The 21,462-nt window shown below is 56.2% G+C and carries 25 protein-coding genes; 13 read left to right on the forward strand and 12 right to left on the reverse strand.

The window, feature by feature from the left end:
* Positions 1–60: 60 nt before the first annotated feature.
* The 12 genes from ftsH to LDN12_RS10235 all read left to right on the forward strand — a co-directional run bounded on the left by ftsH (position 61) and on the right by LDN12_RS10235 (position 11,577).
* Entirely contained in the window at positions 61–1,941 is a 1,881-nt protein-coding gene (ftsH, locus tag LDN12_RS10180; RefSeq protein ID WP_223922568.1) for an ATP-dependent zinc metalloprotease FtsH, read from the forward strand.
* Between the two features lies 1 nt (position 1,942).
* On the forward strand, positions 1,943–3,145 hold the full coding sequence (folP, locus tag LDN12_RS10185; RefSeq protein WP_308464314.1) for a dihydropteroate synthase: 1,203 nt from the start codon (positions 1,943–1,945) through the stop codon (positions 3,143–3,145).
* A gap of 46 nt (positions 3,146–3,191) precedes the next feature.
* A complete protein-coding gene (gene cdaA, locus LDN12_RS10190) occupies positions 3,192–3,983 on the forward strand; it encodes a diadenylate cyclase CdaA (RefSeq protein WP_223922569.1) in 792 nt (263 codons plus the stop codon).
* On the forward strand, positions 3,980–4,390 hold the full coding sequence (locus LDN12_RS10195) for a YbbR-like domain-containing protein (RefSeq protein WP_223922570.1): 411 nt from the start codon (positions 3,980–3,982) through the stop codon (positions 4,388–4,390). The genes cdaA and LDN12_RS10195 overlap by 4 nt, the downstream gene beginning before the upstream one ends.
* A gap of 14 nt (positions 4,391–4,404) precedes the next feature.
* On the forward strand, positions 4,405–5,763 hold the full coding sequence (gene glmM, locus LDN12_RS10200) for a phosphoglucosamine mutase (RefSeq protein WP_223922571.1): 1,359 nt from the start codon (positions 4,405–4,407) through the stop codon (positions 5,761–5,763).
* A gap of 154 nt (positions 5,764–5,917) precedes the next feature.
* Positions 5,918–6,637: a pyridoxine 5'-phosphate synthase gene (locus LDN12_RS10205; protein WP_223922572.1), complete on the forward strand. Its 720-nt coding sequence runs from the start codon at positions 5,918–5,920 to the stop codon at positions 6,635–6,637.
* On the forward strand, positions 6,634–7,014 hold the full coding sequence (locus tag LDN12_RS10210; protein WP_223922573.1) for a holo-[acyl-carrier-protein] synthase: 381 nt from the start codon (positions 6,634–6,636) through the stop codon (positions 7,012–7,014). Before LDN12_RS10205 ends, LDN12_RS10210 begins: the two co-directional genes overlap by 4 nt.
* Complete coding sequence (locus LDN12_RS10215) at positions 7,011–8,558, forward strand: NAD(P)H-hydrate dehydratase (protein WP_223922574.1); 1,548 nt, start codon at positions 7,011–7,013, stop codon at positions 8,556–8,558. The genes LDN12_RS10210 and LDN12_RS10215 overlap by 4 nt, the downstream gene beginning before the upstream one ends.
* An 18-nt stretch (positions 8,559–8,576) precedes the next feature.
* The gene (locus LDN12_RS10220; protein ID WP_223922575.1) at positions 8,577–9,029 is read left to right on the forward strand and encodes a CBS domain-containing protein; all 453 of its coding nucleotides are present in this window, start codon (positions 8,577–8,579) and stop codon (positions 9,027–9,029) included.
* Complete coding sequence (gene tsaE / locus LDN12_RS10225) at positions 9,026–9,523, forward strand: tRNA (adenosine(37)-N6)-threonylcarbamoyltransferase complex ATPase subunit type 1 TsaE (RefSeq protein ID WP_223922576.1); 498 nt, start codon at positions 9,026–9,028, stop codon at positions 9,521–9,523. Before LDN12_RS10220 ends, tsaE begins: the two co-directional genes overlap by 4 nt.
* A 71-nt stretch (positions 9,524–9,594) precedes the next feature.
* Complete coding sequence (locus tag LDN12_RS10230) at positions 9,595–10,809, forward strand: aspartate kinase (protein WP_223922577.1); 1,215 nt, start codon at positions 9,595–9,597, stop codon at positions 10,807–10,809.
* 138 nt (positions 10,810–10,947) lie between these two features.
* Positions 10,948–11,577, forward strand: coding sequence for a molybdenum cofactor guanylyltransferase (locus tag LDN12_RS10235; protein ID WP_223922578.1), 630 nt, complete (start codon positions 10,948–10,950; stop codon positions 11,575–11,577).
* Positions 11,578–11,625: 48 nt separating this feature from the next.
* Here LDN12_RS10235 and LDN12_RS10240 read toward each other — a convergent pair whose 3' ends face one another.
* From LDN12_RS10240 to LDN12_RS10260, 5 genes are all read right to left on the reverse strand, one after another.
* Positions 11,626–11,976: a hypothetical protein gene (locus LDN12_RS10240; RefSeq protein ID WP_223922579.1), complete on the reverse strand. Its 351-nt coding sequence runs from the start codon at positions 11,974–11,976 to the stop codon at positions 11,626–11,628.
* 2 nt (positions 11,977–11,978) lie between these two features.
* Positions 11,979–12,503 carry a peroxiredoxin gene (locus LDN12_RS10245; protein ID WP_223922580.1) on the reverse strand — a complete coding sequence of 175 codons (525 nt, stop codon included), beginning with the start codon at positions 12,501–12,503 and terminating at the stop codon, positions 11,979–11,981.
* A 91-nt stretch (positions 12,504–12,594) separates the two neighbouring features.
* Entirely contained in the window at positions 12,595–13,074 is a 480-nt protein-coding gene (gene tadA / locus LDN12_RS10250) for a tRNA adenosine(34) deaminase TadA (protein WP_223922581.1), read from the reverse strand.
* A gap of 657 nt (positions 13,075–13,731) precedes the next feature.
* Positions 13,732–14,580, reverse strand: coding sequence for an SPFH domain-containing protein (locus tag LDN12_RS10255; protein ID WP_223922582.1), 849 nt, complete (start codon positions 14,578–14,580; stop codon positions 13,732–13,734).
* A gap of 11 nt (positions 14,581–14,591) precedes the next feature.
* Positions 14,592–15,041 (reverse strand): NfeD family protein, encoded by a 450-nt coding sequence (locus LDN12_RS10260; protein WP_308464315.1) that lies wholly within the window; start codon positions 15,039–15,041, stop codon positions 14,592–14,594.
* A 146-nt stretch (positions 15,042–15,187) separates the two neighbouring features.
* Between LDN12_RS10260 and LDN12_RS10265 the strand changes: the two genes are divergently transcribed.
* The gene (locus LDN12_RS10265; RefSeq protein ID WP_223922583.1) at positions 15,188–15,373 is read left to right on the forward strand and encodes a hypothetical protein; all 186 of its coding nucleotides are present in this window, start codon (positions 15,188–15,190) and stop codon (positions 15,371–15,373) included.
* Positions 15,374–15,448: 75 nt separating this feature from the next.
* Here the strand turns inward: LDN12_RS10265 and LDN12_RS10270 are convergent, their stop codons facing one another.
* The 7 genes from LDN12_RS10270 to LDN12_RS10300 form a co-directional block, all read right to left on the reverse strand.
* Positions 15,449–15,850, reverse strand: coding sequence for a DUF309 domain-containing protein (locus tag LDN12_RS10270; RefSeq protein WP_223922584.1), 402 nt, complete (start codon positions 15,848–15,850; stop codon positions 15,449–15,451).
* Between the two features lie 105 nt (positions 15,851–15,955).
* Positions 15,956–16,801: a hypothetical protein gene (locus LDN12_RS10275; RefSeq protein WP_223922585.1), complete on the reverse strand. Its 846-nt coding sequence runs from the start codon at positions 16,799–16,801 to the stop codon at positions 15,956–15,958.
* Between the two features lie 34 nt (positions 16,802–16,835).
* Positions 16,836–17,531 carry a transporter gene (locus LDN12_RS10280; protein ID WP_223922586.1) on the reverse strand — a complete coding sequence of 232 codons (696 nt, stop codon included), beginning with the start codon at positions 17,529–17,531 and terminating at the stop codon, positions 16,836–16,838.
* 221 nt (positions 17,532–17,752) lie between these two features.
* Positions 17,753–18,262 carry a DNA-binding protein gene (locus LDN12_RS10285; RefSeq protein WP_223922587.1) on the reverse strand — a complete coding sequence of 170 codons (510 nt, stop codon included), beginning with the start codon at positions 18,260–18,262 and terminating at the stop codon, positions 17,753–17,755.
* 22 nt (positions 18,263–18,284) lie between these two features.
* A complete protein-coding gene (locus tag LDN12_RS10290; RefSeq protein WP_223922588.1) occupies positions 18,285–18,629 on the reverse strand; it encodes a hypothetical protein in 345 nt (114 codons plus the stop codon).
* 192 nt (positions 18,630–18,821) lie between these two features.
* Positions 18,822–20,162, reverse strand: a complete 1,341-nt coding sequence (locus tag LDN12_RS10295) for a sigma-54 dependent transcriptional regulator (RefSeq protein WP_223922589.1) — start codon at positions 20,160–20,162, stop codon at positions 18,822–18,824.
* Positions 20,159–21,394, reverse strand: a complete 1,236-nt coding sequence (locus tag LDN12_RS10300; RefSeq protein WP_223922590.1) for a nitrogen regulation protein NR(II) — start codon at positions 21,392–21,394, stop codon at positions 20,159–20,161. Before LDN12_RS10300 ends, LDN12_RS10295 begins: the two co-directional genes overlap by 4 nt.
* Between the last annotated feature and the right edge of the window lie 68 nt (positions 21,395–21,462).

Here is a 21,462-nt window from a genome sequence, read left to right on the forward strand (position 1 = left end):
TATGGTAATTAATTTCAATTTACGCAAAACAATTCATACATTTCAGTTACGGGGGTAACCGTGAACCAATTTTATAAAAATCTTGCTCTCTGGCTCGTCATCAGCCTGATGATGATCCTGCTCTTCAATATGTTCAACAAGCCGCGCCCGACTGCGGATAAGATCAATTTCAGCGATTTTATCGCCCAGGTGGACGCTGGCAAGGTCACCTCTGTCACCATTCAGGGCAACGATATCACCGGCAAGTTCGAGGGTAAGGACGGTAAGGAGTTCCGCACCTACAAACCCTACTCCGACGCTGACCTGACTGAAAAACTTCTGGATAAAAAGGTCACCATCATCGCCAAGCCGGAAGAGGAGAAATTCTCCTGGTTCTCCATCTTTATCTCTTGGTTCCCCTTGCTTTTGCTGGTGGGCATCTGGATCTTTTTCATGCGTCAGATGCAGGTTGGCGGCGGTAAGGCCATGTCCTTCGGCAAAAGTCGTGCAAAACTCCTGACCGAGGCCCAAGGCAAAATCACCTTCGAAGATGTGGCCGGTATTGAGGAGGCCAAGGAAGAACTGAACGAGATCATCGCCTTCCTGAAAGACCCGAAAAAGTTCACCAAACTGGGCGGCAGAATCCCCAAAGGGGTACTCTTGATGGGACCTCCGGGCACCGGCAAGACCCTCCTGGCCAGGGCCATTGCCGGCGAGGCTGGTGTTCCTTTTTTCTCCATCTCCGGCTCTGATTTTGTGGAGATGTTTGTCGGTGTCGGCGCCAGCCGGGTGCGCGACCTGTTCCTGCAAGGCAAAAAAAGCGCTCCCTGTATCATCTTCATCGATGAGATAGACGCTGTAGGCCGCCACCGCGGAGCCGGCTTGGGCGGTGGCCACGACGAGCGCGAACAAACCCTCAACCAGTTGCTGGTGGAGATGGACGGTTTTGAATCCAACGAAGGTGTCATTCTGATCGCCGCCACCAACCGCCCCGATGTCCTCGACCCGGCTCTGCTGCGACCCGGCCGTTTTGACCGCCAGGTGGTGGTACCCCGCCCCGATGTCAAGGGACGCGAGATGATCCTCAAGGTGCATGCCAAGAAGGTACCGCTCTCACCCGATGTGGATCTGGCGGTCATCGCCCGCGGTACCCCCGGCTTCTCCGGGGCCGATCTGGCCAACGTGGTCAACGAGGCGGCGCTTCTGGCAGCGCGCGTAGACAAGGCCGTCGTGGAATCCATCGATTTCGACAATGCCAAGGACAAGGTACTGATGGGCGTGGAGCGGCGCAGCATGGTAATCTCCGGCGAAGAGAAAAAGAGCACAGCCTACCACGAGGCCGGCCACACCCTTGTAGCAAAACTGGTTCCCGGCACAGATCCGGTCCACAAGGTTTCCATCATCCCCCGTGGCCGCGCTTTGGGCGTGACCATGCAGCTTCCTATCGAGGACAAACACAGCTATTCACGGGAAGCTCTCCTGGCCCGCATCGCCGTGTTGATGGGTGGCCGTGCGGCCGAGGACCTCATCTTCAACACCTTTACTACCGGCGCGGGCAACGACATCGAACAGGCTACCGAAATGGCCCGCAAGATGGTCTGTGAATGGGGTATGAGTGATAAGATGGGTCCGCTTTCTTTCGGCAAGAAGGACGAACAGATCTTCCTGGGCCGGGATATGGCCTCCCACAAGAATTACAGCGAAGCCACCGCCGTAGAGATCGACACCGAGATCAAGCGCATCGTCGATGAAAGCTACGAACGTGCCCTGACACTGCTCAAGGAGAATATCCACAACCTGCACAACCTCTCCGAATGCCTGATCGAGAAAGAGAACCTGACCGGTGCCGAAGTAGACGAGATTATTGCCGCCGGCACTCCTATCTACGGCCACGACGGCAAGCAGACCGCCGGCGAAGAAGCGGCGGCACAGGCACAGCAGCATACCGATCTCAAGGCTTGAGATGAGCGCCTTCACGGCCAGACTGCTGACTGTTGCCTCACGAGAGGACGCTGAACGGGAACTGGCAAGGATCGGGGCCGACCCGCGCGGCATCGGCATGATGTCTCCCAAGATGTTGACCCGTTGCGTACACCTGAGCAAGCTTCTCTGCCGCCAGGCCAATGTCCTCAAACAGGAAATGCTGGGCCTGGGAGGCGATGCAGCGGTTGCCCGGGGTACGGTGGCATGTAGCATTGACAGTACCGACGTCATCCTGATGGGTACGGAGAAGCAGCTTCAGCGATTGTGCGAGAAGCTCCTCCACCAGCCGTTTGGCCTTGCCGGTCTGGCGGAGGAACTGACTTCTTTCCTGGCAAGCCTCTCACCGGCACCGCAAATATGGAAAATCGCCCGTCGTGAGCTTGTGCTTGACCGCCCGCTTATTATGGGCATCCTCAACGTAACCCCTGACTCCTTTTCAGACGGCGGTAGTTTTCTCGATCCGCATAGTGCAGCGGAACATGCCTTGGAGATGGAGGCCGAAGGGGCCGACATCATCGACATCGGCGGGGAAAGCACCCGACCAGGGGCTCCCCAGGTCCCGGCGGCTGAAGAGCTGCGCCGGGTTGCACCGGTCATTGAACTGCTTTCAGGAAGACTTTCCTGCCCCGTTTCGGTGGATACCTGGAAGGGTGAGGTTGCCCAAGGAGCGCTTGTAGCCGGGGCCGAAATCATCAACGACATCAGCGGCTTCGGTTTTGATCCCGCCATGGCTCCGTTGGCGGCGCAGAGCGGCGCCGGCGTGGTTCTGATGCATACCCGCGGCACGCCCGACATGATGCAGTCCCATACGGGCTACGGAGATTTAGTGGGCGAGGTCATTGCAGGGCTACGCTGTTCGTTGGACAGCGCCTTGTCAGCAGGGGTTGAACGCGAGCGAATCGTCATCGATCCGGGTATTGGTTTTGCCAAGGATACCGCTGGCAATCTGGAGATCCTACGAAGGCTGCGCGAGTTCACCAGCCTCGGCCTGCCGCTTTTAGTAGGGACGTCTCGCAAGTCATTCATCGGAAAAATCCTGGGGCGGGAAACCGGGGAACGCTTGGCCGGCACTGCCGCAACGGTTGCCCTTGCCGTGGCCAACGGCGCTTCCATTCTGCGGGTGCACGACGTCCGCGCAATGCGTGATGCGGCCGACATGGCCCATGCTATCGCCACCAAGTAATGACTGTAACTGCCGGTAGCAAACCAGTCGCTTTCAGAGGGAAAGAATGCCCGGATTGCTCGACAACAGCACCCTGCTTGACCTCTGCGACATCCTCATCGTGGCTGTCCTTGTTTACCATTTTTCTCTTGTTCTGAAAAAGGACGCGGCGGTCAGGCTGCTGATCTTTCTGCTGATATTTTTCGCCTGCTTCTACTTTGCGCTGCTTTCTGGCTTTTCTTCCACCACTTGGCTGCTGCGCACCATATTTTCATCAGCCCTGATCATTCTGGCCATCATCTTTCAGGGGGACATCCGGCGGGCACTTCTATCCTTGGGGCGTCGCCCCGTAACCGCCAATACCCAGGATGAAACGACCGAGACCATCGAAGAGTTGACCAAGGCGGTCGGTGAGATGTCGAAGAAGCGGATCGGCGCGCTGATCGTCATTGTCCGCCGACTTCCCATAGACCACTTGGTTGAGGTTGGCACCGAGATTGACGCCAAGGTAACCAGCGAGCTCCTCAATTCGATCTTTCTTCCCTACTCTCCGATCCATGACGGAGCGGTTATCATCCACAACGGAAAACTCACCAAGGCTGGCTGCCTGCTCCCCCTGTCCAAGAACCCCGATATTGCCAAAAGTTTCGGCACTCGTCATCGGGCAGCGTTGGGATTGTCAGAGTTGGTAGATGCTTTGGTCATGGTGGTTTCGGAAGAAACCGGTAATATTTCTCTTGTGCATGACGGCAAGATTTATTACGACCTGGAACAAAACGAAATACGGCGCATGCTGAGGAAATCCCTGGATTTCAGACGCATTCAAAAAGTGGCCGCAGTTGGAGAGACAATACCATGACCTTGACTCTCTCCGCCATCAAACGCCGCTGTACACGGAACGCAAGCCTCAAGATCTTAAGCCTTATGCTGGCGGTCTGTATCTGGAGCTTCACGTCGCTTTCTCGGGAAACACGCTACGAACTGGTCCTGCCCGTGGAATTGCGCAACACCCCGCCTGGATACCGGGTGACTCCGCCACTACCCGGCGAAGTGCATTTCACCTTGACCGGACCATCCCTTTTGATCGACGGGGCTCGGCGTTCCAATTCCCGGGTGATTCTCAGCCTGCGGGGCATAAAGCCTGGAAAGACCCTCTTTTCCCATCTGGAAACCTACCTGAAGCTGCCGGAGGGAATCAAGGTCACCCGTATCTCACCGGCCGAATTGGAAATCGAACTCGACAGGGAACAAGTAAATTCAGATTAAGGAGCCTCAAAAACGTGAAAAAACTCTTCGGAACCGATGGTGTCCGCGGCGTTGCCAACGTCTACCCCATGACCTGCGAAATGGCTATGCAGTTGGGCCGGGCTGCGGCATACATCTTCAAAAGCGCTGGTAAGCGGAGACACCGCATCGTGATCGGCAAGGATACGCGCCTGTCGGGCTACATGCTTGAAAATGCGCTGGTGGCGGGCATCTGCTCCATGGGTGTAGATGTGCTCGTGGTGGGACCGCTCCCCACGCCGGGTATCGCCAATATCACCTCTTCCATGCGGGCCGACGCCGGAGTGGTCATCTCGGCGTCGCACAACGCCTTTCAGGACAACGGCATCAAGTTTTTCTCCGCCGACGGCTTCAAGCTGCCTGACGAGATCGAGTTGAAGATCGAAAACCTGATCGAAACGAACCATATTGATTCCCTGCGCCCAACCGCGACCGAGGTGGGCAAGGCTTTCCGTATCGACGATGCCGCCGGCCGCTACATCGTGTTCCTCAAAAATACCTTTCCCCAGGAGATGGACCTGTCTGGACTAAAGATCGTTCTGGATTGCGCAAACGGCGCTGCCTACAAGGTTGCGCCGGCGGTCTTCGGAGAACTGGGAGCCGAGGTAATCCCCCTGGGGGTCAAGCCCAACGGCACCAATATCAACGCCGGGTGCGGCTCGCTTCATCCGGAGGTGATCAGTGCAGCCGTCAAGGAACACCAAGCCGACATCGGCATCGCTCTGGACGGCGACGCCGACAGGGTGATCGTCTGCGACGAATTCGGCAACGAGGTGGATGGCGACCACATCATGGCGATCTGCGCCACGGACATGCTGCGCCGCAACATCCTGAAAAAAAACACCCTGGTAGCCACGGTCATGAGCAACATGGGGTTGGACATCGCCGTCAGGAAGGCAGGCGGTACGGTGATCAAAACCGCCGTGGGGGACCGTTACGTGGTGGAGGAAATGCGCAAAGGTGGCTACAACCTCGGAGGTGAGCAGTCCGGACACATGATCTTCCTGGACCACAGCACCACCGGTGACGGAATCCTCTCGGCCCTCCAGCTCCTGGCGGTCATGCGCCGTGAGGGGAAACCACTCTCCGAGCTGGCCAAACGGATGATCGCCCTGCCTCAGGTACTCGTCAACACAAGGGTTGCCGAAAAAAAAGACATCACAACCATCCCCGAAATCGCCGCCAGAATCGACGACGTGGAGAAGAAGCTAGGGAGTGAAGGGCGCGTATTGATCCGCTATTCCGGCACGGAACCGCTTCTGCGGGTCATGATCGAAGGACAGGACAAGTATGAGATCACCACTTGGGCCAACGAGATCGTAGAGATGGTGAAGCTGCATATCGGGGGACACTAACCGATTCTGCCACGGGATCACAGAAACACGGAGAACGGCGAAAACTTTGGAGTAGGCCAGAATCTGTTTTTTTAGGTTTTTATCTGAATGTTTTTGTTATCTCCAGATTTTTTTGTGCTCCTGTGGCTCCGTGGCAAATATCAGGAGGTTTGAAGTGGCAAAGCTAGGACTAAACGTCGATCATGTTGCAACCGTGCGCCAAGCACGAGGCGGGGTGGAACCCGATCCGGTGACGGCGGCCGCCATGGGAGAATTGGCCGGGGCCGAAGGGATTACCATCCATCTGCGGGAGGACCGGCGGCATATCCAAGATCGGGACCTAGAGATTCTACGCCAGACCGTGAAGACCAAGCTGAATCTGGAGATGGCCGCCACCCAGGAAATGGTGCGCATCGCCCTGAGAGTGAAACCGGAGCAGGTCACTCTGGTGCCGGAAAAACGCCAGGAACTGACCACCGAAGGAGGCCTGGACGTCATCCTCAATCTCAAATCCGTCACCGACGCCGCCAAGCGCCTGCGCGACAGCGGTATCGTCGTCAGCCTTTTCGTCGACCCGAATCAGGAGCAGATCAAGGCCGCCAACAAGACCGGCGCCGATTACATCGAAATCCACACCGGCGCCTATGCCGAAGCTAAGGATTGGGCCCAGCAGGAGAAGGAATTGGAGGCCATCGACACGGCCATTAAGCTTGCCCGCAAGGTTGGCCTGGGGGTCAATGCCGGGCATGGGCTCAACTATGTCAACATCAAAGCGATTGCCGCACTGGGCGGTATCGAGGAATACAACATCGGCCACTCCATCATCGCCCGTGCCGTATTGGTCGGCCTCGACCAAGCCGTTCGCGACATGGTGGAGTTGATCAAATACGCATGATCTCTGGCATCGGCGTTGATACGGTGGACGTCGCCCGGTTCCGGCGTTTTCTGGATGAGGGGAATCAGGCGATTATCGTGCGGCTCTTCACCGGACCGGAACGCCACCGGTGTAGCGGCCGCAAGGATGCCGCCTCGTGCTACGCCGCCCGTTTCGCAGCCAAAGAGGCCTTTCTGAAGGCATTAGGCAGCGGTCTGCGCGACGGCATCTCCTGGCATGACATGGAGATCGTCAACAACGAGTCCGGCAAACCTGATTTGCGGATCACGGGGCGGGCTCAGGAGCTTTTCGAGGCCCGAGGCTTGGGCGCCATATTCCTCTCCCTGTCACATGACGGCGGACAGGCTGTAGCCATGGTAGTCCTGGAGGCACCATGAAAGTCGTAACTGCTCAGACCATGCAGGAGTTGGACCGGCAAACCATTCGGGAGTTAGGCATTCCGGGGCTGGAGCTAATGGAACACGCGGGCCATGCCTGCATGGAAGCCATCTTCCATGAGTTTGGCTATAATGGGGGCAAACGGGCCTTTATCTTTGCAGGAAGGGGCAACAACGGCGGCGATGGTTATGTGATCGCTCGACTCCTTTGGCAAAGCGGCTGGCAGGTCCGGGTCTGTATCCTGGCGGAACGGGACCGGATCGAGGGGGATGCGGCCATAAACTTGGAGCAGTTGCCGTCTGATGCCATCTCATACTGCACCGTTCCCGATCAACTTGCTGGGCTCTGTCAGCAAGAGATCCGTCAGGCGGACGTCATCGTGGACGCCCTACTGGGAACCGGCCTAAACAGCGAGGTAGGCGGCATCTACCGGGAGGCGGTGGGACTGATCAACGCCTCCGGCCGCCCAGTGCTGGCGGTGGATATCCCTTCCGGCATCCACGGCAGTTCCGGCCGGGTGTTGGGCTGCGCGGTGCGGGCAACCGTAACAGTGACCTTTGCCGCCGCCAAATTGGGACATATTCTGTATCCTGGCGCCGAATACACCGGACGTCTGGTGGTGGCCGATATTGGCATCCCGGCAGAACTTATTGAGCAGGCTTCCGGCTGCGAATTTATCACCTCCGACAACATTCGACCCTTGCTGCGTCCCCGCGACCGGCAGGCCCACAAGGGACACTTCGGCCACTGCCTGATCGTTGCCGGGTCCCGCGGCAAGACCGGTGCCGCCGCACTTTCCGCAAACAGCGCCGTGCGAACCGGCTCCGGCCTGGTGACCCTTGTGGTTCCGGAAAGCCTCAACCCGATCCTGGAAATCAAGACCACAGAGGCCATGACCGTACCCCTGGCTGACGCCGGCAGCGGCTATCTGTCAGACGGCGCATTCCAAAAAATTGCAGGGCTTCTCCCCGGCAGGGACGCCTTGGCCATCGGCCCCGGTCTGGGTCAGGAGCCCACTACCGTTGCCCTGGTACAAAGCCTGGTGAGAATGGCAGACCTCCCCCTGGTGATCGATGCTGACGGCCTGAACGCCGTGTCACAGAGCACAGACTGCCTTTTGAACAAAAAGAGCTCCTCAGTGGTACTTACCCCTCACCCGGGAGAGATGGCCCGACTGTTGGGAACCACTATCGCCGACGTGGAACACGACCGCATAGCCACAGCTCGCAGGTTCGCCGCCGCCTTCGGCGTACACCTGATCCTGAAAGGCTCCCGTACCGTCATCGCCGCGCCTGACGGCAGCGTGGCCATCAACGGCAGCGGCAATCCGGGCATGGCTAGCGGCGGCATGGGGGACGTGCTGACCGGCATCATCGTCTCGCTCCTGGGCCAGGGGCGTAGTGCCTGGGATGCCTGCCGCTTGGGGGTCTTCATCCACGGTTACGCCGCCGACCTTGTAGCCCAGGACAAGGGAGAGATCGGCATGAACGCCGGCGATGTGCAGGAAAAGATCCCCTATGTCTACCAAAAACTGATAACATAACCTCAAGGAGAATACCGTATGCAGACCGTAGCCGATATCATGACCACAGAGGTCGTCACCGTTAAAAAAGAGACCAACTTGCGGGAACTGGCCGGGATATTCGAGACCCGCCATTTCGGCAGCCTGCCGGTGGTGGACGACGCCGGTAACCTGACCGGCATCGTTACCGCCTCCGATCTGATCGAACAGGGTCGCAACCTGCACATCCCCACGGTCATCTCCATCTTCGACTGGGTGATCCCCCTGCAAGGAGAACGAACCCTGGAACGCGAACTGCACAAGATGACTGCCCAAACAGTAGGTGAACTCTGTTCCAGCGACGTGGTGACCATAGCCTCCGGCGATCCGGTCAGTACGGCGGCAGATGTCATGAGTGACCGCAAGCTGCACGCGCTGCCGGTGGTCGAAGGACGAAAGCTGGTGGGAATCGTCTCCCGTATTGACATTATCCGCAATCTGGTCCCCAAGTGACCAAAGGAGAGTTCCTCACCAACTCGCCGGAGGAAACCGAGGGGCTCGGCCGGTACGTGGGTGCGTTATTGGAACGGGGCGCTTTCCTGGCGCTACGGGGCGAATTGGGAGGAGGAAAAACCTGCTTCACACGAGGCGTGGTCCAGGCGGTTGCTCCGGAAAGCGCTCACTTGGTTGCCAGTCCCACCTTTGCTATCATGAATCATTATCCCGGCCGGTTGCCGGTCTATCATTTCGATTTCTACCGCCTGAGGGATGAGGACGATATCGCAGACCTAGGGTTCTTGGAGTATCTGCATGGTGAGGGTGTCTGCATCGTGGAATGGTCCGAGCGCCTGGAAAGGCTGCTTCCCGTCGATCATTTGCGGATTACCTTCCATTACACCGGCGACGAGCAACGCGGAATCACCATCGAAGCGCAGGGGTCCGGCCCGGAAATTCTGTTGTCACGCTTGATAAAGCGTATACAGAAGGATAAAATTTCTTTGACCTGAGCGCCGATAATCTGTTATAGAGCTTTACCTTCGGCTATTCTTTGCCACCATATCTTGTGAAGGAGCGATGTATGGCACTTGTAGTCCAGAAATACGGCGGTACATCGGTTGGCACCGCCGACCGCATCAAAAACGTCGCCAAACGGATCATCAAGACCTATGAAGCCGGCAATGACGTGATTGTCGTCGTATCCGCCATGTCGGGAGAAACCAACAAGTTGGTCGCCCTGGCCAACGAGATGAGTGAAATCCCCGATGGGCGCGAATATGACGTGGTGGTCGCCACCGGCGAGCAGGTCACCATCGGCCTTTTGGCCATGCACCTCAAGTCCCTTGGCTACAAAGCGCGCTCCTATCAGGGGTGGCAGGTTCCGATCATCACCGACAGCATAGCCACCAAGGCCCGCATAGAAAGCATCGACGACAAAAACATCCGTGCCGACCTGAAAGACGGGGCCATCGTGATCGTGGCCGGTTTCCAGGGGATTGATGCGGCAGGTAACGTCACCACCTTGGGACGCGGCGGTTCGGACACCTCGGCCGTGGCTATCGCGGCGGCCCTCAAGGCCGACGTTTGCGAGATATATACCGATGTGGACGGTGTTTACACCACCGATCCAAATATCTGCAAGGAAGCCCGCAAGGTCGAGAAGATTTCCTATGACGAGATGCTCGAACTGGCAAGCCTGGGCGCCAAGGTTCTTCAAATCCGTTCGGTGGAATTCGCCAAAAAATACAACGTGGACGTGCACGTCCGCTCCAGTCTTAATGAAAACACCGGTACCATGGTTACCAGGGAGGATAAGGAAATGGAAGGTATTCTCGTATCAGGGGTAGCGTACGACAAGAATGAAGCCAAGATTGCCGTCATGGGAGTACCGGACAAACCGGGCATCGCCGCCAAAATTCTCACGCCGCTCTCCGATGCGGCCATCTCGGTGGATATGATAGTCCAGAACGTCAGCCAGGCCGGTATGACCGACTTCACCTTTACCGTGACCAAGGCCGACCTGAAACAGGCCCTGTTGATCACCAATGAGGTAGCCAAGACAATTCAGGCCAAGGAAGTCCTCTCGGACGAAAACATCAGCAAGGTATCAATTGTCGGCCTCGGCATGCGCAGCCATGCCGGCGTCGCCACCCAGATGTTCGCCGCCCTGGCCTCCAACGGCATCAATATTCAGATGATCTCCACATCGGAAATAAAGATTTCGGTCGTGGTCGACGAAAAATACACCGAGTTGGCTGTCCGCATACTGCACGAGACCTTTGGCCTGGAAAGCTGATTTTTCTTCCCGATCCAGCAATACAGAAGCGCCCCGCCAGCAATCCGGTGGGGCGCTTTTGTATTATCCGAACCTACCGCGGTCTTTGCGGTTGTCCAGCCCCTTTGTTTATACTAAACTGGCCATCAGGAGAACACAATGGACGGATCATCCCGAGGGCAAAAAAACATTGGAAGGATTCACGGCATAACTGCCGTGATCCTGGCTGGCGGTACATCCAGCCGCATGGGCAGCAACAAGGCGCTGTTGACCGTGGGCGGCCTCCCCTTGGTTGAAAAGATTTACCGCACCCTGGCCCAACTCTTTCGCGAGGTGATCCTGGTTACCAACTCGCCTGAAGAATACGGCTTTCTCCCCTGCCCCATGGTAAAAGACAGGTATCCCGGTGCCGGTCCCTTGGCCGGACTGCATGCCGGTCTGATAGCCAGTCGTGAGGACCGGGTCTTTATAACAGCATGCGACACACCTTTCCTCAGTCCTGACGTGATAGGGATGATTTGCTCGGTTGACGGGGAATATGACGCCGTAGTGCCGGTTGGCCCGAGCGGAAAGGAACCGTTGCAGGCCCTGTACGGGCGGTGCTGCTTGGCAATGGTGGAACAAGCCCTTGAGCAGGGCGACGGGAAACTGCTGAACTTGCTGGATCGCGTGAGGACCAGGTTGGTCACGCCGGAGGAGTTGGCTTCCATCCCAAATGTGGAGCTGTCGTTTTGCAACGTGAATGCGCCTGACGAATTTGCTGCTCTTATAAAAAATCTGCAGCCATGAACTTCATGCCCTGTTTGGCTCCCGACCGGGCGCCTAGTAGCCGCTGCCTCAACAGTTGGCTATATTATTGATTTCATAACCGTTGGTCTGGAAGGCAAGCTTGAGCGCACTACGCTGCTCCGGCGTCATGTCTTCGAGAATGGCCAGCAACCGCTTTTTGACCTTGTTGGGAGAACATATCCCCTCGTGAAGCTCCTTTTGCAACGCCTCCGGGAGGCGTGAGTCATTCAAAATCCGGTTTATATCCCCGGATTCGCAGAGCACCTTCTTCAGTGCCTCGCCATTGCTGGTGACATAAAAATGTTTGGCATCCTTGTAGACCAGAAAATTGGCGCTCTCGCATCCTGCCGCAAGACACGTCAAAACCGCAATGACACCAATCAGAACGGGCCTATTCATGGCTACCTCCCCTTCAAAAGATTTTGCACCTTGGCCCTGATCTGGGGCGAATTCCAATCCAGTTGCCCGATAAATTTGTCTCGGACTACGCCGGAACGGTCGACCAGTATACTGATAGGCTGACCGAAAAGACCATACATATCAAAATAGACGTTTTTTTCACCATCCAGCAGAACGGGGTACTCGATCTTCAACTGGTTTGCCAACTCCCGCACAGGTCTGTCGGAAGAATCGATGGCAATGCCGAGTATAACCAGGCCGTTTGCCTTCATTTCACGATAAAGTGCATTCAAAGCGGGTATCTCGGCTACGCACGGTGGGCATGTGGTAGACCAGAAGTTCAAAATGACGGCATTTCCTTTTGCCTTGAATTCCTCCAGGGTCACCTTGTGGCCATGCAGATCTTGCAGGCTAAAGTCGGGAGCCTTGTCATTGACCCTTGCCGCCTGCGCAGTAACACCTGACAGCAAGTAAAAACCTATGGAAAGGCACAGGGTAATTGCTTTCAAGCGCAAACCGATATTCATGGGCGCACCCCACAATCAATAGATTACGTAATACAGATACATATATACTTTAATTCAATATCAGAATGCCAGATATTTTGTGGCTGGGAGTTCAGGAGGCTGAAGCGTTGCGTCGGCGACGGCGCAGTTCGGCGAAGAAGGAGCTGAGCAGACTGGAGCATTCACCTTCCAGCACGCGCGGCACCAGTTCAACCCGATGATTGAGACGAGGGTCGTTTGAGAGGTCGTAAAGGGTGCCGGCTGCCCCGCCCTTGGGATCATGGCAACCAAAGACCACGGTGGGTATGCGGGCAAGGATGATCGCCCCCATACACATGAGGCAGGGCTCAAGCGTGACATAAAGTGTCGTATTGAGAAGCCGCCAGGAGTTGAGTTTCCTGGCGGCTTTTTTGATGGCGATCAACTCGGCGTGGGCTGCGGGATCCTGAGTGGTTTCACGCAGGTTATGGCCGCGGGCAATGATCTTACCGCCACGAACGATCACGCAGCCGATGGGGACCTCGTCCTTGGCGCGAGCCTTGGCCGCTTGGGCGATCGCCTTGGTCATCCAGTAATCATGATCATATTTCACGGTGTTTTTACATCCTGTCCGGGGTTTCACATGGTTTGCCTATGAGAAAACATAGCGAAAATGAAGTACGATTGTCCATCAAATTTCCAACGGTTTGACAATATCACGGAAGTGCGAACCGGGCCAACAGATACCACCATATGGGTAGCACGCCACAAGGGCTAAAAACTGCTCAGTTCATGGGAAGCGTATAATTATCCCTTGACCGATACGCGTAAACTATACTAGCTTCCGCAAGCGGCCCAGGTTGCTGAGTCATTATGCAACACCGCAGACGGCTCTCCGTACTGTTTTCAGCATCAGCAACGTGCAAAATATGGTAAGCAGTGGATATCCCTGATTAACAAACTTCTGGGTGGTGCCGAATGAAGTTGCACGACAGAGTTATTCCTGAATTACGTAAAGAACTGAGAGCGGCCATGGGAGACCATGGCCGATTGAGCAAGCTTCACTCTCTTGTCACTCAAAAGATCAACAATTTGGAAACATTTGGTGAAAAAAAGGAAAACCTCATCAGATTCAGGAAGGAAATCAGGGATGCCCTTAACTGTTGCGTCCCGCGACCAAGGTTCTAGTCTCCTCTGCAATCAGTCCGTCCTGACCGAAACGTCTGCAATACTCCCGGAACCGTTCCAGTATCAAACGCCCCCTATCCATCTATCCTTTCCCCATCATGCCACGAATAGCAATCGGCAAGTCGGCCGGCAGGACCACCATCTTGGCATTGGGCGAGGCAGCCAGTTTTTGCAGCATGTTGACGTAGCGGTCCCCCAGCAGGAACACGGCAGGCAGATCCCGGTCCTTGATGGCCTCGCTGATATCGGTAATTGCCTTGGCCGATGCCTCGGCCAGCCTGACCTGGGCCTCGGCCTCACGCTTGGCGGCTTCCAGGCGGCCTTCAGCCTCGCGTATGGTGGCCTCACGTTTACCCTCGGCCTCCAGGATGGTCGCCTGCTTGAAACGGTCGGCGCTGGCCTGCTGTTCCATGGCCCGCTGCATGGATTCAGACGGCTTAATATCCTGAATCTCCACCGACTGGACATAAATCCCCCAAGTTGCCACCTCCTTGGAGATGGCATCCTGCAGTTTGGCCTTGATGTGTTCCCGCTCCGACAGGGCGCTGTTCAGGTCCATCTGGCCTATGATGGCTCGTAGAGAGGTCATGACCAGATTCTGGATGGCATACTCGTAATTTTGGATCTCATACACGGCGCGGGTCGGGTCGGTAACCTTGATGAAGGCAATGGCATTGGTGATGATGACTGCATTGTCCCTAGTAATCACCTCTTGGGCGCCAACAGAAAGTACATCCCCCTTGGTTGAAACACGGTAAGCCACGATATCTATATACGGAATGATAAAATTGAGCCCCGGCTTGAGCGTCGAGTGGTATTTGCCCAATCGCTCCACAACCCACTCCTGGCCCTGGGGAACCGTCTTGACCCCGGCAAACAGCGTTGCGGCGACCACCACAAACAGAACGCCAAACACAATAATTCCAGCCATATCACTCCCCCCTAGATCTTGATCACCTTAAGAATCTGCCCTTCAATATCAATGACACGGACCGAGTCCCCCACCTCCAGCGCCTCATCGGCATAGCATCCCCATTCGTCGGCGCCCAAGACGGCAATGCGGAACCGAACCGTACCCCGCCCGTAACTGTCCACGGTCCCACGGATGATAATGCCTGTTTCCCCCACAACCCCTTCTTTCGATTGCCCGGCATGGGTCCTGTTGGCCTTGGGCTTCAAGTATTTGAACCACATCACTGTGAAACTGATGGACGACACGGTCCAGAGAAACAACTGCCCGGCCAGGGAGAATTCAGGCCAGAGCCCTTTCAGCCCGCCGACCACCAAAGCCCCCAGGCCGAACCAGATAATCGTAAAGGAAGGCACTATCAGTTCCAGACCGATCAGGCAAAAACCGGCAATTATCCAGTACCACCATTCAACCTGCATCATACGACCTCTTTCGCCAGTGTCATCATCAAACGTAATGCAATAATCCAGAAAAGTATAACAGAAATATTGCTACCGATCAGCCATTCGCCTTTTTTGTTGCACTTTAGATGCACATATTGCAATAATGGTGACCAAGGAGACTCATTATGGATGTCAATACGATTGCAGGAGCAGCGTTGTTGGCGAAAGCCGGCCAGACGCAACAGACACTGTCGACGGCCATGGTAAAACAGGCCGCGAACCAGCAGAACATGATGGCCAGCCTGCTGGCCCAGAATGTTCAACAGGCTCCCCAGCCTGACAGTTCCTACAACTTTTCTACCTACGCCTGATACGATGCCTCGATAGGGTATCCACGCCTCTCTTCCGTACGGGAGTGAATAAGCACTGATTTGTAATCTCTTTACTCACGTGTGATCATCCGGCAACGAAACTACCATCAAGGCAGGAATCAGAGACGGAGCCAACGCCTCCATATGCTCCCTGCCAAGGTGAATCAGGGCTTCCCGCGCCCTGTCGGCAGCGGCAATGAAAGCCGCTACATCCACCCACTGGCAAACCGCCGGAACCCTCCTCAGGTAGTCCGTCCCACCCTCCAAAAGCGTGACCGCACCGCCAAAATTGCCGTTTCTCCAATGGTGCAGAGCCACTGCCACTTGAAGGACACCTTGGTAGAAATCGCGTACCTCGCCCCCCTCCCCAACCCAGAGTTCTTCCAAGGTTTCGTGACACTCATACCATTCACGGGTATTGAATTGCCGTACCGCCTCAAGCAATTGCCTCGGCGGAGATTCTTCGCAGAATCGCATATGTCGTGCCTCACTTCTTGTATTGGCCGGCCGCCTCCCCGGCAGTCAAAAGCGGTCGTTCACCTTAGCTAACGACCGCTTTTGAGCCTTCGAGTTGTGCGTGTCTCAGTTCATCATGCCGCCGGTACTGGTCCCGGTCATTCCCCCCATCATACCACCCCTGAAGGCGGTCGACATATTTTGGTACGGCTGTCCGGCGCCCATCATCGGCATATTTTGCAGAGTTGAGGTCATCGTACCCATGAGAGTCGTCATGGCCGCTTGGGAATTCGCACCCTTGATAGACGATATATTGCTGAAGATCATCCCCATCATGCTGCGGTAGCGATTGACATCAACGGTAATAGAGGTTCCGTTTGTCCTCATCACCTGAGCCATCTCTCCCCCCATCAGGCTCGCCATATTTTGTGCCGCGACGTGCATGGTGGTGTTATTGGCAAGCATATAGTCTTCCAGCATATTCGTCCCGGCCGTCATGCCGAGCTTGGTCTGTAGGGCGACCATGGCCTGCTGCATGGATGCATATATCCCGGTTTCCATCATTTCCCGCAGTTGGGAAGACATCGGGCTGATGAAGTTGCTGCTGACCGTGCCGCTCGTGGCTGATGCGGGCATACTGAGGACATAACTGTTTGTTACCGGCAGCCCGGTGTCCTTGTCCATGGTCTGTCCCATAATTGCCAGCGCCACAATGGGGTACTTGCCCACATCCGCAGGATCGACTGTCAAGGTATAGGCGCCGTTTGCGTCAGTGACGGTTGACGGTTCCCCTGTGTCCAACTGGTAGTTGCCGTTCTTGTCGAGGAACACGGTGGCGTCGACGAGATAGCCATCAGCCACTTTTCCGCTTATGGAGGTTGTGCCTGTCGTTGGAGTAGTCCCGCCTCCGCCGCACCCAGCAATAAGTCCGACGGTAATCATAGCTGCTGCCGTTATAGTTTTTTTCATCATGGTTTTTTCCTTTAATCGCATCTGTAAGCAAAGTTTAGAATTCGTAAAAGACGGCGAGTCCCATGCCGTAATCGGGACTGGCGGTCGTGATCCCCTTGGCCAGATAGCCATCGATGCCGGTATGTTTCGCGAACTGGTACTTGACTCTGAGCCGCGCCTCCAACTGGGACGATGCTCCGTTGACGGTAGGGGTGGTCCCTTTGAGCAACACCATCGGACGCAACCGCTCGGTGAATTGATAACCGGCCCCGACGTAGTAGTTAAGATAATTCCTGACGGCAAGGACCGACGATTTCCCCTGGATAACGTACCCCGCCTCGCCGTCCGCAAACCAACTGCCGAACCATTTGGTCAGTTCCACGGCAAAGCCTTCATCAAACTCCCCGGTCCCAAGAAATTTGCTCTTGTCAGCGGTAGGAATTTTCACATAGAAGTTTGGGCGGATAGCCGGCACATACTTTTCCTCGGTGTACAAGACATACCCCGCCTTGAGTTTCATGTCGCCGAGCCCGGAATGGGAATTGTTGACGCTCCCCGCCGATGCGGAAGTCATGGAGCCGGAGGAACCCATGCCATTCGTTGCTGCCAAAACCGATTGCGAGCCCATGGATTGCCCCTGCATTCCCATGTATTGCCCAGCGACCACCGCGCTGCTGCTCTGATAAACAAAGGGAATTTCCAGCGAAAAATCGAGCCGGTCGGTCGGATAGACAGCCGCCGTGAACGGCATGTATATGGAGTCTGTCCTGATTCCGGTTCCGTATTTACCCGAGGCAAACTCAAAGCCAAGGCCAACGGAATATGCAGGCTCGCCGGCAGACGCCCATGCTGGAAGTGCGAAGAGGGTCATGACTGCAAGAAGACAAAAAAACCTTCCCGATCCGATAGATTGTTGCATTGTTAGCTCCTTCTTGAAGATGACCGGCTTCGCGGACAACGAAACGGCAAACTTCAGCGCCTCATCATCCCGCCACCGCCGCGCATCATGCCGCCACCCTGCATCATGCCGCCCGCATTCCACCCGGACCAGGCGGCCCTCCCCTGATCGTTCCGCAATGCCGCTTCAGAGCCGGTTGTCTTGTTGGTGAGCTTTTGCACCATCAGATAGGTTTTCCCGTCCTTACCCTGGGCCTTGGAGCCCTTGGCGGTGATGTCGTCGTTGGGGTGGAGCGGAATTTCCTTCTTCTCCCAAAAGGATTTGGGCCCAAGGTTGAGGCTGATGGTCTCCCCTCCGGCCTTTACGTCCACAAAAATGTGCTCTTTTTCACCGGTCTGGGGAGAAGATACCACGCGCCCCCGTACGGTCGTCACCGTGTTGACATCGTACCCCTTGGCGAAGTCCAAACCGCTCTTCCCCACGTCATCGCTGCCGAAGCCGAAACCGGCAAACGCGGAACCGATCAGCAGGCTGTTCAAAACGATTGCCAACGTCACGACGGAGAAAAAACGGTCTTTGGTCATACAGAACTACTCCCGATTCGCGCTACTTGGTGGTTGTGGTTTTGGGCGTCTTCGCGGTTGCCATACCGCTGCCGCTCCCGCTCATCTGACCGGACGGCATGGTGGCGGTAGTGCCAACGCCGCCCTGCATCCCCCCCTGGGCCCCTGTTCCATTCATGGCCAAATGCTGCGGCCCCGCGCCGCTCATCGCCCCCTGATGCATGTCCGCCCCGCTGGTCCCCTGCATGCCTGAAGACATCTGATGCCCCCCGCCCATGCTTCCTCCCATTTGGCCGCCACCCATCCCGCCGCCGAAAGCGAATGCCTGGACGGCAAGCACGAGAGCGGCGATTGCCGCCACTGTTGAGATTGTTCCGATCTTTTTCATTTGTGGATACCTCCGTGGAATATGGTGCTTCTGTCCAGACATATTTCACGGCGTGTGCCAAAACGACAAACAATCGTAACATTATAATATTATTAGTTTTATTATATATTCACAAAAACCAAATAAGAATAATTTGTGCAAATAATTGCACCACATGGGAAGAATATTGCACAACTCCAGTGACCAGTGCGGTCAGTCGAGCAGGCCGAACTCCTTCAGTTTATATTGCAGGGTTCGGCGCGACATCCTCAATTCCACCGCAGCCAGGCGGCGATTGCCGCCGTGCTGTTCCAGCGCTTTGACGATCAGGTCGCGTTCTACCACCTTCAGTTTGTCCCTGCCGGCAGTGGCGGGCTCGGATAAACCCACGAGAGCGTCGGGGAGATTGGTTGCCCGGACCATATCCTGGGCAAGGATGACGGCGCGCTCCACGACGTTTTGCAACTCGCGGATATTGCCCGGCCAAGCATATGCCTTCATGGCCTTGAGCGCCTCCGGTTCGATGCCCTTGAGCTTCTTACCGACCTGACGACAAAAACGCTGGATAAAGTACTCTGTCAGCAGCGGGATGATATCCCGCCGTTCCCGGAGCGGCGGCAGATTGACCGGGAAGACGTTGAGGCGGTAGAAGAGGTCCTCTCGAAAACGCTTCTCGGACACCTCTTCGGCGAGGTCACGGTTGGTTGCCGCAATCACCCGTACGTCGGCTCTGATTTCCTTGCCGCCGCCAACCCGCTCGAACACCCGTTCCTGAAGAACCCGTAGCAGCTTGGCCTGGAGCGCAACCGGCATTTCACCGATTTCATCCAGAAAAATGGTCCCTCCCTTGGCCAATTCGAACTTGCCCAGCCGCGCCTGGATAGCCCCGGTAAAGGCCCCCTTTTCGTGGCCGAAAAGCTCGCTTTCCAGCAGATTTTCCGGGATGGCCGCGCAGTTGAGTGGGACAAAACCGCCGTTGCCCCGAGGGCTGAGCAGATGGATGATCCTGGCCACCAACTCCTTGCCGGTGCCGCTTTCGCCGTAGATAAGCACATTGGCCGTGGTACCGGCCACGTTCTGGACCAGTTTCCGGATCGGCTGCATAGCCGATCCGGCAAAGATGAGGTCTTCCGGCGGCAGCCCGCCCGCCTCGGATTCCTTGAGCGCAAGATAGTCCCGCGATCGTTGCAGCCCCTCAAGAGCCCGGTCCACAATCTTCAGCAGGGTATCCGAGTCTTCCAGCGGTTTGGTGAGAAAGTCGAAGGCCCCATCCTTCATGGCGCCGACCGCCTCCTCCACCGTGCCGAACGCGGTCAGAAAGATAAACCGTGGAGGGTTGGCATCCCGTATGGTTTCCCGGAACAGCTCAAGACCACTCTTACCCGGCATCTTCAGATCCGAGATCACCAGATCGAACTGTTTGTTCCTTATTAATTGCGCCCCGGATAGTCCGTCGCCGGCGGTGAGCACATCATGCCCTTCGTCCTCCAGAACGGTCTGCAAAAAGCTTCTGAAGGTTTCATCGTCCTCAACAAGCAGAATACGCCCTTTCATGGTTTATCTCCTGTCCGTATCCCCGGCAGCATTATGGTTACCGTTGTCCCGGGGCTTGAACTTTCGATTGCTATCGACCCACGGTGTTCTTCGACGATCTTCTTGCAGAGCGCCAGCCCCAACCCCGTACCTCTGGCCTTGGTGGTGAAGAACGGCGTGAAGATCCTGGCAATGTTTTCCGGGCTGATACCGTGTCCGGTATCGTTGATGGTGATAATTACCTGTGGACCGGCGGCGTGAACCGTTACACGGAGTTCTCCTCCGTCGGGCATTGCCTGCACACCGTTTTTGACAATATTGAGCAGTACCTGGCCGAGCCTATCCCGCTTGCCGGTAACCACCAGGTCGGGGGGGCAGTCAACGACAAGTGCGACATGGGCCTGCTCGGCCTCGGGCCGCATCAGATCGACGCTATGTTCCACAAGCTGGGCAAGGACGCAAGGCTCCGCCTCACCCCCATCGTTTCTGGCAAAGGCAAGCAGATCCGTCACAAGAGATTCAAGGCGGCGGGCCTCGCCCACAATCCGGCGGGCGGACTCCTTCGTCCGGGAGTCGTCGGGCCGTTTTTCAATGAGTTGAGCAAATCCCTTGATCCCTGCCAGGGGGTTGCGTATCTCATGGGCCAGCATGGCGCCCATCTCTCCCATTTTGGCCAGACTTTCACGTTGGGCCATCTCTTCTCTGTGCATCTCTTCCCGCCGGGAATACCGATAGATGATAAAAGCCAGGAACCACCCGACCGCAACAAGAATAAAGAGGACCATCATGGTAAGCCGCGCATGCCTGATAACCGCGTCGGCGCGGTAGGTGTGGAGTACCAGAAGCAGCCCAAGGGTTTCTTTGGGTGTGTGGATGTGGCCTAAAAACTCATACGCGGCTTCTCCCGTCGCAAGTTTCACACGGGTCCCGGACATGGTCTCGGCGAACAACCGTTGCAACGTGTCGTTGTTCTGTAACCGGGTGCCGATCAACTCCTGATTGGAGTGGAATCGGTAAACGCCATTCTTGTCGACGAGGGCGAAATAGGCCAAATCCGGGGCGTGAAACGTTGCCAGGGATTGGAGGGAGGGGTCATGAAGCACACTGTTTTCAATGGCGGCATGAAGCGAATGGGCAAGTCCGAAAAGATTATCCTCAGCGATGGGGCGCGCGTCGCGGTAATTGCTCGTGGCGAACCAGAGGATGAACAGGGAGATCCCAATCCCGCATACCAATCGTATCAGTTTGAGCATAATGCGACTTTCGTTGCCACGAGATTGCGAGGGAAACGGCACATGAAAAGTCTAACACAATTTTCCGG

This window comes from Geobacter sp. AOG2 (assembly GCF_019972295.1).
In the GTDB taxonomy this organism is placed as follows: Bacteria; Desulfobacterota; Desulfuromonadia; order Geobacterales; family Pseudopelobacteraceae; genus Oryzomonas.